Here is a 16064-nt window from a genome sequence, read left to right as displayed (position 1 = left end):
GTTTTAACCAATGGTTATCTATCTGGACTTAAAGTAGCCCAGCAGTTTGGTTACATACGATTCATCTACCCTTGTGCTTACAGTACCGGCACCGCAACGGCTAAAAGTATCCCTGAAATATTTAAGCCTTTCCTGGTAATAGGCAGCGTATTGCAGCCTTACCGATTTAGACCCTGTGTTTACCAGCATACTCTCTCCCGTTTCGGCGTCAAGCATGTTTACCAAACCTATATTCGGAATTTCTTCTTCACGGTTATCATAAACCCTTACACCGGTAATATCATGTTTTTTAGATGCTATTTTTAGGGTTTGCTCATAATCGGGCGTTGCCATAAAATCTGATATCAGGAAAACAATAGCCCTCTTTTTAAGCACACCGCTTAAAAATTTAAGTGCCTGCCCAACATCAGTCTTCCTGCTTTTGGGCTGAAACTCTATGAGCTCGCGAATAATGCGCAACACATGCGACTTTCCTTTTTTAGGCGGAATAAAAAGCTCTACCTGATCTGAGAAAAGAATAAGCCCGATCTTGTCGTTATTCTGCGTAGCACTAAAGGCCATAGTAGCGGCAATCTCGGTAACAATATCTTTTTTAAAGCTTTCCTGTGTACCAAAGTGTTCAGAACCCGAAACGTCTACCATAAGCATCATGGTAAGCTCCCGCTCTTCTTCAAAAACTTTTATGTATGGCTCATTATAGCGGGCGGTAACATTCCAGTCTATCGCACGAACGTCGTCGCCAAACTGGTACTGCCTTACCTCGCTAAAGGTCATACCCCTCCCTTTAAAGGATGAATGGTACTCGCCAGAAAAGATATGATTGCTCAGCCTCCTGGTCTTAATCTCTATTTTGCGAACCTTTTTTAATATATCTTTTGTATCCATTCTTCTTTTGTTTAAAGTTTAATGTTTGAGGTTTAAAGTTGGGTAACGTGCAAAAAACGTTGAACTTTAAACCTTAAACTCGAAACAAATTTTTATGGCACTTCAATCTCGTTAACGATTTTGTTGATGATGTCCATAGAGGTGATGTTTTCTGCTTCAGCCTCATAGGTAACACCAATCCTGTGGCGGAGTACATCGTGTACAACAGCCCTTACGTCTTCAGGAATAACAAAGCCCCTGCGTTTGATAAATGCATAACATTTTGCCGCAGTAGCAAGATTGATACTACCCCTTGGAGATGAACCGAAACTAATAAGCGGTTTTAGTTTTTCCAGCTTATAATTTTCAGGATAACGGGTAGCAAAAATGATATCAAGTATGTATTTTTCTATTTTTTCGTCCATGTACACCTCACGCACAGCTTCCTGCGCACGCAGAATCTGCTCTACAGAAACTACCTGGTTCACTTTTTCGAAAGCACCTTTAAGATTTTGGCGGATAACAAGGCGCTCGTCTTCCATTTTAGGATAGTCGATAACCGCTTTAAGCATAAAACGGTCTACCTGCGCTTCAGGAAGCGGATAGGTACCTTCCTGCTCTACCGGGTTCATGGTTGCCATTACAAGAAATGGCTTTTGTAGTTTAAAGGTTTCTTCACCAATAGTTACCTGCTTTTCCTGCATCGCCTCAAGCAGTGCAGACTGCACTTTTGCAGGAGCCCTGTTAATCTCATCGGCAAGCACGAAGTTGGCAAATATTGGCCCTTTTTTTATGGTAAATTCGTTTTGCTTAACATTATAAATCATGGTACCTACTACATCGGCAGGAAGCAAATCGGGAGTAAACTGTATACGGCTGAATGAACCGTGAACCGCCTGAGATAACGTATTGATGGCAAGCGTTTTTGCAAGCCCGGGTACACCCTCAAGTAGTATATGCCCCTGCCCTAAAAGACCGATCAAAAGGCGTTCTATCATATACTTTTGGCCTACAATAACCTTGTTCATTTCCATGACAAGTAAATCTACAAAGGCACTTTCCCTCTCTATCTTTTCATTAATCGCCCTAATATCGAGCGTTGATGTGTTTTCTTCCATATCCTTATAAAATTTTTTGGAGTGTGAATTTAGCAATGTTAAAGTAACGAAACAAGTACTATTTTAATATTATTACACCTTGTTAACGAGTTGTTAAGGTAAATCGTATAAAAAACTGCAATTGTTAACGATTTTTTACACAACAAAAATCAAGCCTTTTGTTCGTAGAAGAAAATATTTTAACCAATGTAGGGTAATTAGGTTTAATCCTGTTAATGTTTTAACTTAAACCAACCTACTATGAAAAAATTTTATTTGTTGCTAATTGTAATCTGCTGCGTTCACTTAGCCTATTCACAAGAGTTGCAATGCGGCACAAGCCATCTGCATGAATTAAAAATGGCAACTGATTCTGCCTATGCCAAAGAAGTAGAAACTTTTGACCGTGCTTTTATGGACGGAACTATTAAATACATCCCCCAAAAAGATGGCGAAGAAACTATTTTCCGCGTTCCGGTTGTAGTACACATAATGCATAAAGGCGAACCTATAGGCGTTGGAACTAATATATCTGACGATGATGTAAAAAACGCCATACGCCGGATAAACGAACGTTACCGAAAAGTAGCGGGAACAAATGGTGATGGCAACGGAGTTGATACTAAAATTGAATTCTCGCTGGCGGTGCGAACTTTTGAAGGTGAATGCACTACTGCTATAAATCGTGTAGATATGTCCGGTTACCCTAAGTATATGCAGAGCGGCATTTCCCAAAGCTATAATGGCATGCCTGACTGGGAAGTAAAGGATCTCTCTTACTGGAAAAAAGGGCCTTATTATAATATTTGGATCGTTTCGGGTATTGGCGATGGCTCCGCAGGTTATGCCGATTATCCGTGGACAGGAAGTTATAATGGTGCGGTTATACCCTATAATGGCTTTACTGATATAGACTCTCAAGTTACCGCTCACGAACTTGGACATGCCCTGGGATTGTACCATACTTTTGAAGGAAGTACTTCCACTACCTGCCCTTCTGCTAACGGATGCGGAAACCTGAATGGCGGAGGCGATTGTTGCGAAGATACTGCTCCACACAGGATGGGCATGGGTTGCGGAAATAATGGGCCTAACGTTTGCGATAACAATAGCATTGATGATAGTGTAAAAAACAATTACATGAATTACAGTGGTGAAGAATGTGCCAATACTTTTACCCCAGATCAGACTGCACGCATGCATACTATATTTAGCACTTATCCTCTCAGGTCTAATTTACTTGCACAAAACGGCGCTATGAGCCTGGTTCCTGTTACATTGCCCGATATAGATTTTAAAGTTTCGGCGAATGCTATATCATGTTATAATACAGGTCAGGAAATTGAACTTTTAGACAAAACACCATGTATGCCAAATACCTACATCTTTGGCGGCACCTGGCCGGACATTACTTTTAACTGGACAGTTACCAATGGCACTAACACCTACAGTTTTGCAACACAAAATGCAAAATTCACCGTTAATGAACCGGGAACTTATGACGTTACGCTGGAAATAACTACGCCGTTAGGCACAAAATCGCATACAAAGAATGCTGCATTTTCAACTGTAGCACTGGATGCATTACCATGTGTACCTAAATTTACCCGCGATTTTCCGTATGAACATCTACGTATAAAAAATGTAACGTTTAACGACATCAATAAATTTACAGAAAAAACAGGCCCGTACCATAATTTTATCTGTTCAGAGAATACTACAGTTCACGCCGGCAGCACCTATCCTATTACTTTACAATGCCATAGCAGTTACGGGAAGGAACAATTTCTTGAGGTTTATATAGATTTTAATAACAATACCGTTTTTGAAACTGAAGAAAAGGTTTTTGAAGGAAGAAACCCTGGAGATACTGTAACATCTACCTTTACTGAAAATATAACAATCCCTTTAAATGCCGTACAAAACAAATTACTAGGAATGAGGGTAATAGGCTCTACGTATAACACATCCTTTGTTGAAGCACAATGTTATATACCTTATTACGAAGCCGGCGTGCAGGATTATGGCGTATATGTACTTGATGTACTTAATACTGAAACCTTTATCAAAAATACACTTACTCTAACCCCCAACCCGGCACAAACATCGTTTACGATATCCGGTGACGGTATTAATAAAGTCGAAGTTTACAATATGTTAGGACAGCTCGTTTTGCAGCAAACAATTATGAGTCAGAATCCTGTTATAAACATAGAGAACTTTACCGTAGGAACATATTTGGTACATACCTATGCCAACGGAAAAAAAGAAATTTCAAAAGTCATAAAACAATAACATCATTCGCTACAGCGATACTAAAATAATTTGAGCCTGTTAACCTAAACCTGTTTTCTGAAATAAATACAGAAAACAGGTTTTTTCATGTTTATTTTAAATAGCATGCACGCATAGTGCAAAATCATTTGCTTATTTTTATGGTCATAAAATCCTTATATAATTATAATGAGTATACATATCTCTCCTATAATTGCCGGAGCCATGAACTGGGGCGTTTGGCAGGCTAAATTTTCTACTACAGAAATGGCCAGAATGATACACACATGTATTGAAAACGGCATTACAACTTTTGATCATGCTGATATTTACGGAGGTTACACTACCGAAGCTGAATTTGGCAAGGCTTTCGCCGAAAGCGGCATCTCCCGCGATAAAATACAACTTATCTCTAAGTGTGGCATTCAGCACACGGTTGGCAACAGACCTACCAAGGTAAAGCACTACGATTACTCTAAAGAATATATAATATGGAGTGCCGAAAACTCGCTTAAGTTTTTACAGACAGACCATCTTGATATATTGTTACTACACCGCCCAAGCCCCCTTATGAATCCGGATGAGGTTGCCGAAGCCGTAGAACAGCTTAAAAGCCAGGGCAAGATCAAAGCTTTTGGAGTATCTAACTTTACGTCTAGCCAGACCGAACTTATACGCAGCCGCACCGAAGTGTACTGCAATCAGATTGAATTCTCGGCGACCCATTTAGATCCAATGCTGGACGGTAGTTTCGACTATATGATGGTTAATAACATCAAACCAATGGCATGGAGCCCTATAGGCAGTATTTTTAAAGAGCATAACGATCAAACGCACCGCCTTAAACTGTTACTGTCTCAACTTGTGGCAAAATATGGCGTTACCGCTGATGTTATCCTGTTAGCATGGATACTTCAGCATCCTGCAGGAGTAACTCCCGTATCGGGATCTGTAAGCCCGGAAAGGCTTAAAAACCAAATAAAAGCAACCCAGGTTAAACTGGAATTGGAAGACTGGTTTGCTATATGGACAGAGAGTATTGGCAATAAAGTACCTTAATCAATGTTCAGTGTTCAGTGTTCAGTGTTCAGTGTTCAGTGTTCAGTGTTCAGTGTTCAGTGTTCAAAATTACAGAATGCATCATCCCATCTTTAAATTATTAAATCTTTTCAATTTTTAAATAAAGTATGAAAACAGCATTAATAACAGGTGCTACCAGCGGTATTGGCCGCGCTACTGCCCGCCTGCTGGCAAAAAACAATTATAACCTCATTATCTGCGGGAGGCGCGAAGACCGTCTTGCAGAATTACAGGATGAGTTTGCTGCCCTAACCAAAGTGCACACTCTTAATTTTGACGTGCGTAACAAAAAAGCGGTAGGGCAATCTATCAAATCGATACCTGCCGATTTTGCAAAGATTGATATCCTTGTAAATAACGCCGGTAACGCCCACGGCCTTGACCCGATAGAAAATGGCGATACAGACGATTGGGATGCCATGATAGACATTAATATAAAAGGGTTACTTTATGTTAGCAAACATATTATCCCCGGAATGGTAGAACGCCGAAGCGGACACATAATTAATATTGGGTCTATTGCAGGTAAAGAAACCTATACTAACGGCAATGTGTACTGCGCTACCAAACATGCTGTAGATGCTATAAACCAAGGTATGCGTATGGATTTAAATCAGTACGGTATCCGCGTAGGGGCAATTAATCCGGGTATGGTAGATACCGAATTCAGCGAAGTGCGCTTTAAAGGCGATACCGAACGTGCCACCAGTGTATACAAAGGTTTTGAACCGCTTAAAGCAGAAGACATTGCCGATGTTATTCATTTTGTGGTTTCAAGGCCATACCATGTAAATATTGCCGATTTGCTTATTTTGCCAACCGCTCAGGCGTCAGCTACAATAGTAAATAAACAGCTTTAACTATTACATATCCTACAAGGTCTTAAAGACCTTGTAGGTTTATTTAAGCCTTGCTAGTTGATAAATAATCCCGCACCCAACAACCCGCAACCCGATAAACCACCATGATAAATAAGCGCCTTTTAATTAAAAACCTGCTGGCTCACAACGATGAGAGCAGTTTTTATGATAAAAAGCGTCAACTGAACCTTCACACCAAAGAAGGTAAAGCCAAATTTGTAAAACATATTTGTGCGTTATCCAATTCTAATCCTGCCAATAACTCGTACATTGTAGTAGGTGTAGAAGACCATGACAATGAAATTTTGGGTACCGATTTTTACGACGATAGCCGCATTCAGAATCTTGTGAATGCCTATTTGGTAAATCCGCCAACGATACAATACGAAAATGTGCCTTTCCCAAACCTCCCGAAAGACAAAGTAGTGGGCCTGGTAACTATTCAGCCAAAAAGCGGGACATCGTACTTTAAAAAGAATATTTACACGATTTTAGGCGGAGCTGTTTTTGCCCGCAGGGGCAGCAACTCGATACCATTAGAACCTGGTGTTGATGTGGCCTTTACCGACCATAATGCCGAGACTGTAACTGCCATAGAAAACGGATCGCGCAACAGTATAGAATATACTCTTGAAGGTGTTATGGACTTTGTTACCAACCGCCATAAAGATATGGCCGCCAAATACAAAGTGTTTAAAGAACTGTTTGTAGTTTGCTGGGCCGGTCATAAAAAGGTAGTTAAAGGGCAAACCTACTATTCACGTGTAGATATTGAGCTGATAAACGAACAGATCAAGCTATTTTATTCGGCACTGGATGAGGTTAGCATTGCCTATGATGACGATAGTTTTGCCATTACCGAATATGTAGCCCTGGGGCTTAACGATAAAACGAGCTATTATCCGTTGGAGGAAGTAAGCATACGTTTTGAAGAGAATGGGTATTATAAAATGGAATCTACGCTGTTGTTTGATCCACCGCAGTATAACCGCAAAATGATGTTCCATATTTATAATGCCAACCTTGCGCTTATAAAAAAACTTGAAAAAGAAATACCACTATCGGAACGGGAACATAAAGATTTGCTAAACCTTCCTTCTACACTCATGATATGCCAGCTCAATGGCTTTAATGATGCCAAGCAAAAACTTGCAGAAGCAAAACCACTGCTAAAGAATTACCCCGACGAGCAGGCCTATATTTCATTTAAAGAAGCCATGCGCGTTCTACGTAAAATGAAATATGCATAAAAAAGCCCGGACCATTTACATAGTCTGGACTTTTTTTCTCAAAAAAACACTTTTAATGTTTTATAATCTTGTAAGTTGTGCTTCCTGCATCTGTAGTAACTTTTACAAAGTATATCCCTCCGTTTAAAACACTTGTATCTATTGTATTGGCATTCGCCGAAAGGCATAACCTGCCGTTAACATCGTGCACTGTAACCGACTGAAGCACCCCTTGATTAACCTCAACCTTAAGCTGGTCTCTAACCGGGTTAGGATACAATGTAACCAAAGGCTGTTCATGAGTTGCAAGCCCAACTACAGCTACAACTTCTGTCGTGGCAGTATTAGTGGTTACAGCAGGATTAAAATCAAAATAAATATCTGCTGTATTAGAAGCAATATCACCAAGGCCAAACGCGGCTGTTGGTTTTATTCTATAGCTGACAAATCCCTGGCTTTCTTCTTCACTGTCTGATTGATAAGTAAGATTGATATCTTCAAACAGAAAATCAAGTTCATTGTTTTTGCGTGTTAAGCTGTAGGCATGGCTTGAACTTATTGGCTGAAAAGTATCCCAATCCAGTAAACCGTCAAGCGTATTTTTGATTCGTATCCTTAAAGCTTCAGCACTTCCTGTATTTTGAAAACGAACAACATACGTTAAGTAATCACCCGCCTGATCAAGGTAAATTTCCGGTCCCTCCAACACTGTAACATCGTTAGGGTCGTAAGAATTTACGATAATCTGCACAAAAGAAGAGCTGTTATTTTCTAAATTATCGTCTGTTTCAGGAGCGGTTAAATCTGCTATAAAATATAAAGCTTCGCCTCCAATATTAAAGGGAGGCTGCTTAACTGTGAATTGTAAATATCCTGATTGCGAAGAATAGGCAGCCAGTGCGCTTAGGCTAATTGTTATATTATCTCCCGTTACAGTAGCCGAAGTAAAATCAGATACTTCAAAGTCTAACCTCGTAGAATTAAAATTCACCACCACTTCTGCGTTCTCAATAAAAGTATTTCCCTCATTTCTTACTACCAGGTTGTAACGGGCTGCAACTCCGGGCCTCGCCACATTTTCGGGCACTAATACAACAGAAAGATCTGTAACTTCCTCCGGTTGTGGCAGGCAGATATTTATTTCTGCCGTTGTTATTTCATTGTTAAAAGTAACATCCTGTAGTACAGGAGTTATACCGGAAAAGCCTACTGGTGAATTAGCCAAAATACTTACCGAATTTGTTCCTGTTCCAAGGCCATAAAAAACATACTCGCCCTGGGCATTGGTATATACCGAAACCGGTTCTTCATCGTTTACAGTTATCTGCACTTCCAAACCACTCAATATGTCAGAGTTATCGCAGAATGCATCGCCATTTGCGTCAAATGTTACGAAACCACTTAGCTTACCGCCTGCTGTTGTGAAGTAATACGGACCAGCCCATGTACTTACAAGCGAGTTTCCGCAAATGCTTCTTATATAACATTTGTATATTGTACTGGGTACAAGACCCGCTACAACAAAAACGCCATTTGTTGTAACCGGAATACCAACGCCTGTTGGCGTCTGTTCGGCTTCAAGAATTTCTATCTCATGTACACTTGAAAAAGATTCCCATAGTATTGTAGCAGAAGTATCTGTAATATCATATATAAAGGCAGAAATGGGCTTTTCGCATAAAGCTTTCACAGTGAAAACATCTATAGACCAACGGTCGGCGTTATTACCCATACCAACAAAAGCAATATATCGTGTCTCACCTTCCAGCGTTGCCGGCAGTGCTACTTCAGCATTTGCGTATACACCTTGTTGCGGATTGATCTCCAATTCTGTCCACTGCTTTAAAAGGGTGAAAGAACTCAAATCATGGGGATCTGTACCTATCATTACTTTATAAACCCCACCCTGATCGCCCGCTTGCTGCATTTGCGAATAAAATGCAATGTGGGGATTATCGGGCATTACAATTGGCGGACTTATAAGCCAGTCTTCGGCACCGCTCTCAGTACTTTCTCCGTTCAGCAGGGCTGCGTGATACCCTAAAACCGCATTTTCTCCCGGAACATTAGGATCGGATCCTCTCCAGGTAACATTAGCACCTGAAACATTATTAACTAGCCAGCCCGGTGGTGGAAAAGTAAGCGATTCAAAATCTTCGAATATTGCTGTCTGGGCATAATTTGTAAAGGAAACTGCCAGCAATGCGGTTAGTAAAAATTTTTTCATATAATTAAGGTTGGATTGATGGATTAAAATTAATGATTATTTAAAACCATTAACAAAACACACATACAATTACTTTAATATTTGTAAATTTTCAGATAAAATGCTATTTATCGCTTCTAAAGTTCATCCGCATCTGAAGCGTTTAAAAATTTCGTAAACTTGTAATATGAGCAGGACATTTGTAATAGGAGATATCCACGGAAGCTATAAAGCCGTACTACAACTACTGGAACGTGCCGCAGTTACTCCGGCAGATAAACTTATATTTTTAGGCGATTATGTTGACGGATGGGGACAGTCGCCGGAAGTTTTAGATTTTTTAATCGATCTTAAACAAACACATCATTGTATCTACATCCGGGGCAATCACGACGATTTATTCCTGGATTGGTTAAGAGACGGGACGTATACCGAAGAATGGTTTTTTCATGGCGGAAGAAGTACCACAGAAGCTTATAAGCACCTGTCGGAAGACCGGAAAAAAATGCATATTCTTTTTCTGGAAAGCCTTACCGATTATTTTCTGGATGACAACAACCGCCTCTTTGTACACGCAGGGTTTACCAGCCTTAACGGCATAAAGCATGAATATTTTACACGCATGTTTTTTTGGGACAGAACCCTTTGGGAAACAGCAATGTCACTCGATAAAACAATGGACCGCAACCACCCCGAATACCCTAAGAGACTGACGCTATACAAAGAGATTTTTATAGGCCATACACCGGTAACCCGCATTGGTGAAACCGTACCTATAAACCGTGCTAACGTTTGGAATGTTGATACAGGAGCCGCTTTTAAAGGCCCCGTTACCATTATGGATATTGACACTAAAGAATTTTGGCAGAGCGACCCCGCCTATACTTTATACCCCGACGAAAACGGGAGGAACTAATTTACACATTCAGTGGTCAGTTTACAGTCTCAATGAAGGGTAAACCTCTACCGCTAAAAATATAAAAATGCCGCCTAAAGGCGGCATTTTTCATCAGGAAGCTTTCTCTTTTTTCTTTTCCCTATCTTTCTTTTTAGACTTTTATCAATAGCTCTTTTTCATTCATGGTGTCACAAAAATAATTGTAAAGCGACACTTTTTAGCCTCTTTGTAATAGTCTGCCGCAGTGCTGTACATTTCACACTTCTCATACAGGAACCCCTTAAAATAAGCCATTACAAAAGTATCTGTGCCCAGTACCCTGTGAGAAGCCTCTATAATTTTTAACGCTTCTTCCAGTTTGTTAAGCTTAATGACTTTTTTTGTGCAAAGCAGTACCTTAAATTCAGTTTTTAGCTACAATCTCAATAAATACGCTGAATATCAATCAATATTTTTTTCTAAAATATAGTTAGATAGGTTGAAATCCATAGTCCGTAAGCCATAAACATAGTTACTTAAAACAAATGTTAGTATTAAGTTAAACATGATTATAAAAATCTAAAGCGGGTTCCAATTATTCGTAAATTAGTAGTAACAACAAACAACAAATGACGATTTTAGATAAATACCACAAAACACGTAGGCACACCGAGCAGATTTGCAGCCTGTTGCAGCCCGAAGATCATGTGCCGCAACCGGAACCCTTTGTGAGTCCGCCCAAATGGCACCTTGCACATACCTCATGGTTTTTTGAGGAGTTTATCCTTAAAGAACACCTGCCGGGCTATGCGGTATTTAATGATGATTTTAGCTTTTTATTCAATAGTTACTACAACAATGTAGGCAAAAGGGTACTTCGCAATAACAGAGGAGCCTTAACCCGCCCTGCAACTTCGCAGGTTATTGAGTATCGGCAGTATGTAGACATGCATATGGAACTGCTGCTTCAAATGAAAGCCGAACAGCACGATATTCATAACCTTGTTGAGCTTGGTTTGAACCACGAACAGCAACACCAGGAGTTACTGCTTACCGATATTAAATACATCTTTTCCTGCAACCCTATATCACCTGTATACAGTGAAGATATTGCATGGGAAAACCAGCTTAATTCTGAAGATGGCTTTGTAACCGTCGATGAAGGGGTTTACGAAATTGGGTATACGGGTGAGGGATTTAGCTTTGATAATGAACACAACAGGCATAAGGTATACCTCAATACTTTTGAGATTGCCAAAACACTTGTCACGAACGGTGAGTTTATCGATTTTATCAACGCTGGCGGCTACACCGATTTTAACTTATGGCTGGACGAAGGCTGGAGTTGGGTGAATCAAAACAATATAACGGCTCCCTTATACTGGCACAAGGCCGAAACGGGATGGCAGCACTTCACACTATCCGGCGTGCAGGATATAAACCCGGAAGCTATGCTTACACACATTAGCTTTTATGAAGCTTTGGCATTTGCCGAATGGAAAAAAATGCGCCTGCCCACCGAAGCCGAATGGGAAGTTGCCTCCACCCAGCTTAACTGGGGACGACGATGGGAATGGACACACAGTGCCTACCTGCCCTATCCCGGTTTTTCTAAACCCGATGGTGCCGTAGGCGAATATAACGGCAAATTTATGGTGAACCAAATGGTGTTGCGCGGTGCATCGTGTGCTACACCCGAAGGCCATAGCCGAAAAACATACCGAAACTTTTTTCATCCTGAGGAACGCTGGCAATTTAACGGCATTCGTCTTGTAAAACGATAATTTATGAACACAACGACAGTACATAGCCCCTTTGCTGAAGATGTTTTAGAAGGACTTACGGCAAAACAAAAGCATTTATCCTCTAAATATTTTTATGACGATAACGGCAGCCGCATTTTTGTTCAGATCATGCAAATGCCCGAATATTACCCCACTGCCTGCGAATTTGAGATTCTGTCGCAGCAATCGGGTACTATTTATGACACTATAAACCTGAAAGGTAAATTCAATATTGTAGAATTTGGCAGTGGCGATGGCAGCAAAACCCGTCAGCTGTTAAAAGCATTTCTTACCAAAGGTGCCGACTTTACATACATACCCATTGATATTTCGCAGGAAGCCAACGATACGCTAAAGCGAAACATGAAAACAGCTTTACCGGAACTGAATATCGAACCGCGTACGGGAGATTATTTTGAGGTGCTAGATACGCTTCAGGGCAGTAAAACACCCAACCTATTTCTTTTTTTGGGCGGCAACATAGGCAACTATAAAAAAGAAGATGCCCTTGCCCTGCTTAAAAAATTCAATGCCGGAATGAAAAAAGGCGATATGCTGCTTATGGGAATGGACCTGCAAAAGAATCCGCGTGTTATTCAGAAAGCGTATGACGACCCGCATGGTATTACCCGTGCTTTTAACATGAACCTTTTAGAACGCATAAACCGTGAGCTGGATGCCGATATACATTTGGATCAATTCGATTTTTACTGCGATTACGACCCGCAAACCGGCGAGGTGAACAGTTACCTTGTCAGCCTTAAAAAACAGCATTTTCACAGTACTGTGCTTAACACTACTTTTCACTTTGAAAGGGATGAGCTAATATGGACAGAACTTTCCAAAAAATATAGCTTTACCGAAATTGACGATCTTGCTAAAGCAGCAGGATTTACCGCAAAACATAACTTTTTAGACTGCAAACACTATTTTACCGATAGTTTGTGGGTTAAATAGTTACGGGTTATTAGGTTGCAGGTTACGAGTTAAACCATGTGTGATTGATAATTACTTACAAAGATTTTCACGTAAATATCTTCCCCTCCAAAGGAGGGGAAGACTCAAACCCAATAGCAAATACGTAGAAAATAAAAAAGGCTGTCATTCGACAGCCTTTCCATTTATAAAAACCTTATAATTTGTAGATTACAGATCGAATTTGATACCTTGTGCCAATGGCAATTGTGTACCGTAGTTAATAGTGTTTGTCTGCCTTCTCATGTATGCTTTCCATGCATCAGATCCACTTTCGCGGCCTCCGCCTGTTTCTTTTTCACCACCAAAAGCGCCACCAATTTCAGCACCCGATGTTCCTATGTTCACGTTAGCGATACCACAATCTGACCCTGCCTGAGAAAGGAATAATTCCATTTCCCTCATGTTGTTGGTAAAAATAGAAGAAGAAAGTCCCTGAGGTACACCATTTTGTAGTGCAATAGCTTCTTCAATAGTGTTGTATTTCATAATATATAATATCGGAGCAAATGTCTCTTCCTGTACAATATCGAAATGATTTTCTGCTTCAACTATACAAGGCTTAACGTAGCATCCGCTTTCGTAGCCATCGCCTTCAACAACACCGCCTTCAACAATAATTTTTCCACCTTCTTTTTTCGCCTTTTCAATAGCGTTAAGGTAATCGTTTACCGCACCTTTGTCGATAAGCGGCCCAACGTGGTTGTTGCTGTCAAGAGGGTTACCAATTTTTAGCTGGCTGTACGCGCTCTTAAGCACTTCAACCGTTTTATCGTAAACACTTTCGTGGATAATTAAACGTCTTGTAGATGTACAACGCTGACCCGCAGTACCTACTGCACCAAATACAGCACCCACCAATACCATGCTGATATCTGCATGTTCTGAAACAATGATAGCATTGTTACCACCTAACTCAAGGATAGTATTACCAAAACGCTCTGCAACGGTTTTAGATACGTGGCGTCCTATACGTGTAGAACCTGTAAACGATACAAGCGGAATACGTTTGTCGTTGTTTATTAAATCGCCCGATTCATTACCTGTAACAAGACAGCTAACGCCTTCAGGAATATCGTTTCTTTCAAGAACAGTCCTTATAATGTTTTGGCATGCAATACCACATAGCGGCGTTTTAGAGCTTGGCTTCCAGACACAAACATCACCACAAACCCAAGCCAGCATAGAATTCCAGCTCCATACTGCAACAGGGAAGTTAAATGCCGAAATAATACCTACAACACCAAACGGGTGCCATTGCTCATACATTCTGTGCATTGGCCTTTCGCTGTGCATTGTAAGTCCGTATAACTGGCGTGAAAGACCCACTGCAAAGTCACAGATATCAATCATTTCCTGAACTTCTCCTAAACCTTCCTGAAGGCTTTTACCCATTTCGTAAGAAACAAGCTGGCCTAATGCTTCTTTATTTTTGCGAAGCTCATCGCCCATTTGGCGAACAATTTCACCTCTTTTGGGCGCAGGAACAAGTCTCCATGTTTTAAAAGCTTCTTGGGCTTTTGCCATAGCTGCCTGATAATCTGCTGCGGTAGATGCTTTTACTTTTGCAATAAGCGTACCATCTACCGGCGAGTATGATTCTATAATATTACCATTGGCAAACGAGTTGCTTCCGGTTGATGTACCATCGTTAATGTCTTTAATGCCTAATTTTGATAAGGCCTCCTGAATGCCGAACTGGTCAGTAAGTGTTGCCATTTAACTTTTCTATTAAAAATTGTTATATTTTACAAATGTATTGAATTTTGCCTAATCCGTAATTTATATCCCTTTAAATTAATTTTAAATGAATGATTCGTTAAAGATAAAAGGTTGTGTTCAATAATTTGATAATAGCCTAGAACAAATTCTTTTTCCTGAACATTACCACCCCTATAAAAGACAGGAGTAAAGACATGCAAACCACGATTGGGAATCCGTACGGATTATCCTGCAACGAATTGGGCACGTTCATTCCATATAAACTGGCAACAAGTGTAGGTATCATTAATATTAATGATATCGACGTAAGCCTTTTCATAACCACATTCAGGTTGTTAGAAATTACAGATGCATAAGCATCCATCATTCCAGTAAGGATGTTGCTGTAAATATTGGTCGTGTCCTGTGCCTGTTTGATCTCGATTTCAACATCTTCTACCATCTCAGGATCAAATAAGTCTTTATGTGTTTTGAGGTTTTTAATGCGGTAAAAGAGCAGTTCATTACCCTTTAGCGATGTAATAAAATATTCCAGGCATTTCTCCATTCTAAAAAGTGCCTGAAGGTCTTCATTACGCACCGATTTCTCAAGATTGCTTTCGGCATATTTAATGCCCAGATTTATCTGCTTAAGGTATTTCTGGAACCAGATACTTGATGAAAGCAATAGCCTGAATACCAAAGCAAAGTTATCGCCTACATTAATATTCTTGCGTTGAGAATAGGTAATAAAATCGTCTATTAGTTCATTTTCAACAAAGCAGAGCGATACACAAACGTTTTCATTAAAAATTACACCCAAAGGCGCAGTAGTATACGGCAACTTCAGGTCGTCGCTTTTAAACGGAATCCTTACAATGATAAGGCACCATCCGTTTTCAAACTCAATACGGGGGCGTTCGTCTATATCTTCAATATCGTTGTAAAAAGCTTCAGGTATCCTGAATTCTTCAAGAAGCCTGCGTTTTTCGATGTCTGTTGGGTTTACGGCACTAATCCAAATAGATTCAGCGTGAGTAGCAGCCTCCGCAATGCCGGTAGCGTTGTTTTTGTAGTACGTAATCATAAATGCATTCCAAATGTTAGACAATAGGGA

Annotated in this window: 12 protein-coding genes; 7 read left to right on the top strand and 5 right to left on the bottom strand. The window is 40.3% G+C overall.

The features are described 5' to 3' along the window. Positions 1 to 18 precede the first annotated feature (18 nt). Both ALW18_10540 and ALW18_10535 read right to left on the bottom strand, forming a co-directional pair. Complete coding sequence (locus ALW18_10540; protein AOE52910.1) at positions 19 to 885, bottom strand: hypothetical protein; 867 nt, start codon at positions 883 to 885, stop codon at positions 19 to 21. Between the two features lie 92 nt (positions 886 to 977). Continuing rightward, a complete protein-coding gene (locus ALW18_10535; protein AOE52909.1) occupies positions 978 to 1982 on the bottom strand; it encodes an ATPase in 1005 nt (334 codons plus the stop codon). Between the two features lie 339 nt (positions 1983 to 2321). Between ALW18_10535 and ALW18_10530 the strand changes: the two genes are divergently transcribed. The 4 genes from ALW18_10530 to ALW18_10515 all read left to right on the top strand — a co-directional run bounded on the left by ALW18_10530 (position 2322) and on the right by ALW18_10515 (position 7425). Beyond that, the gene (locus ALW18_10530) at positions 2322 to 4256 is read left to right on the top strand and encodes a hypothetical protein (protein ID AOE52908.1); all 1935 of its coding nucleotides are present in this window, start codon (positions 2322 to 2324) and stop codon (positions 4254 to 4256) included. A 168-nt stretch (positions 4257 to 4424) separates the two neighbouring features. Further along, the gene (locus ALW18_10525; GenBank protein ID AOE52907.1) at positions 4425 to 5294 is read left to right on the top strand and encodes an aldo/keto reductase; all 870 of its coding nucleotides are present in this window, start codon (positions 4425 to 4427) and stop codon (positions 5292 to 5294) included. A 128-nt stretch (positions 5295 to 5422) separates the two neighbouring features. Continuing rightward, the gene (locus ALW18_10520; GenBank protein ID AOE52906.1) at positions 5423 to 6175 is read left to right on the top strand and encodes a malonic semialdehyde reductase; all 753 of its coding nucleotides are present in this window, start codon (positions 5423 to 5425) and stop codon (positions 6173 to 6175) included. Positions 6176 to 6279: 104 nt separating this feature from the next. Further along, positions 6280 to 7425 carry an AAA family ATPase gene (locus tag ALW18_10515; protein AOE52905.1) on the top strand — a complete coding sequence of 382 codons (1146 nt, stop codon included), beginning with the start codon at positions 6280 to 6282 and terminating at the stop codon, positions 7423 to 7425. A 52-nt stretch (positions 7426 to 7477) separates the two neighbouring features. On the opposite strand, the gene ALW18_10510 is transcribed toward ALW18_10515, so the two are convergent. Then, a complete protein-coding gene (locus ALW18_10510; GenBank protein AOE52904.1) occupies positions 7478 to 9631 on the bottom strand; it encodes a hypothetical protein in 2154 nt (717 codons plus the stop codon). A 166-nt stretch (positions 9632 to 9797) separates the two neighbouring features. Between ALW18_10510 and ALW18_10505 the strand changes: the two genes are divergently transcribed. The 3 genes from ALW18_10505 (at position 9798) to ALW18_10495 (ending at position 13228) form a co-directional block, all read left to right on the top strand. Continuing rightward, a complete protein-coding gene (locus ALW18_10505) occupies positions 9798 to 10526 on the top strand; it encodes a metallophosphatase (GenBank protein ID AOE52903.1) in 729 nt (242 codons plus the stop codon). A 590-nt stretch (positions 10527 to 11116) separates the two neighbouring features. After that, the gene (locus tag ALW18_10500) at positions 11117 to 12271 is read left to right on the top strand and encodes a sulfatase maturase (protein AOE52902.1); all 1155 of its coding nucleotides are present in this window, start codon (positions 11117 to 11119) and stop codon (positions 12269 to 12271) included. A gap of 3 nt (positions 12272 to 12274) precedes the next feature. After that, positions 12275 to 13228 carry a hypothetical protein gene (locus tag ALW18_10495; protein AOE52901.1) on the top strand — a complete coding sequence of 318 codons (954 nt, stop codon included), beginning with the start codon at positions 12275 to 12277 and terminating at the stop codon, positions 13226 to 13228. 189 nt (positions 13229 to 13417) lie between these two features. Here ALW18_10495 and ALW18_10490 read toward each other — a convergent pair whose 3' ends face one another. After that, complete coding sequence (locus ALW18_10490) at positions 13418 to 14965, bottom strand: aldehyde dehydrogenase (GenBank protein ID AOE52900.1); 1548 nt, start codon at positions 14963 to 14965, stop codon at positions 13418 to 13420. 139 nt (positions 14966 to 15104) lie between these two features. Continuing rightward, positions 15105 to 16034 (bottom strand): magnesium transporter CorA, encoded by a 930-nt coding sequence (locus tag ALW18_10485; protein AOE52899.1) that lies wholly within the window; start codon positions 16032 to 16034, stop codon positions 15105 to 15107. Positions 16035 to 16064 lie beyond the last annotated feature (30 nt).

It is taken from the genome of Flavobacterium psychrophilum (assembly GCA_001708385.1).
GTDB classification, from domain to species: domain Bacteria; phylum Bacteroidota; class Bacteroidia; order Flavobacteriales; family Flavobacteriaceae; genus Flavobacterium; species Flavobacterium psychrophilum_A.
The sequence above is the reverse complement of the archived record's forward strand: the minus strand, read 5'-3'. Positions and strand labels throughout refer to the sequence as shown.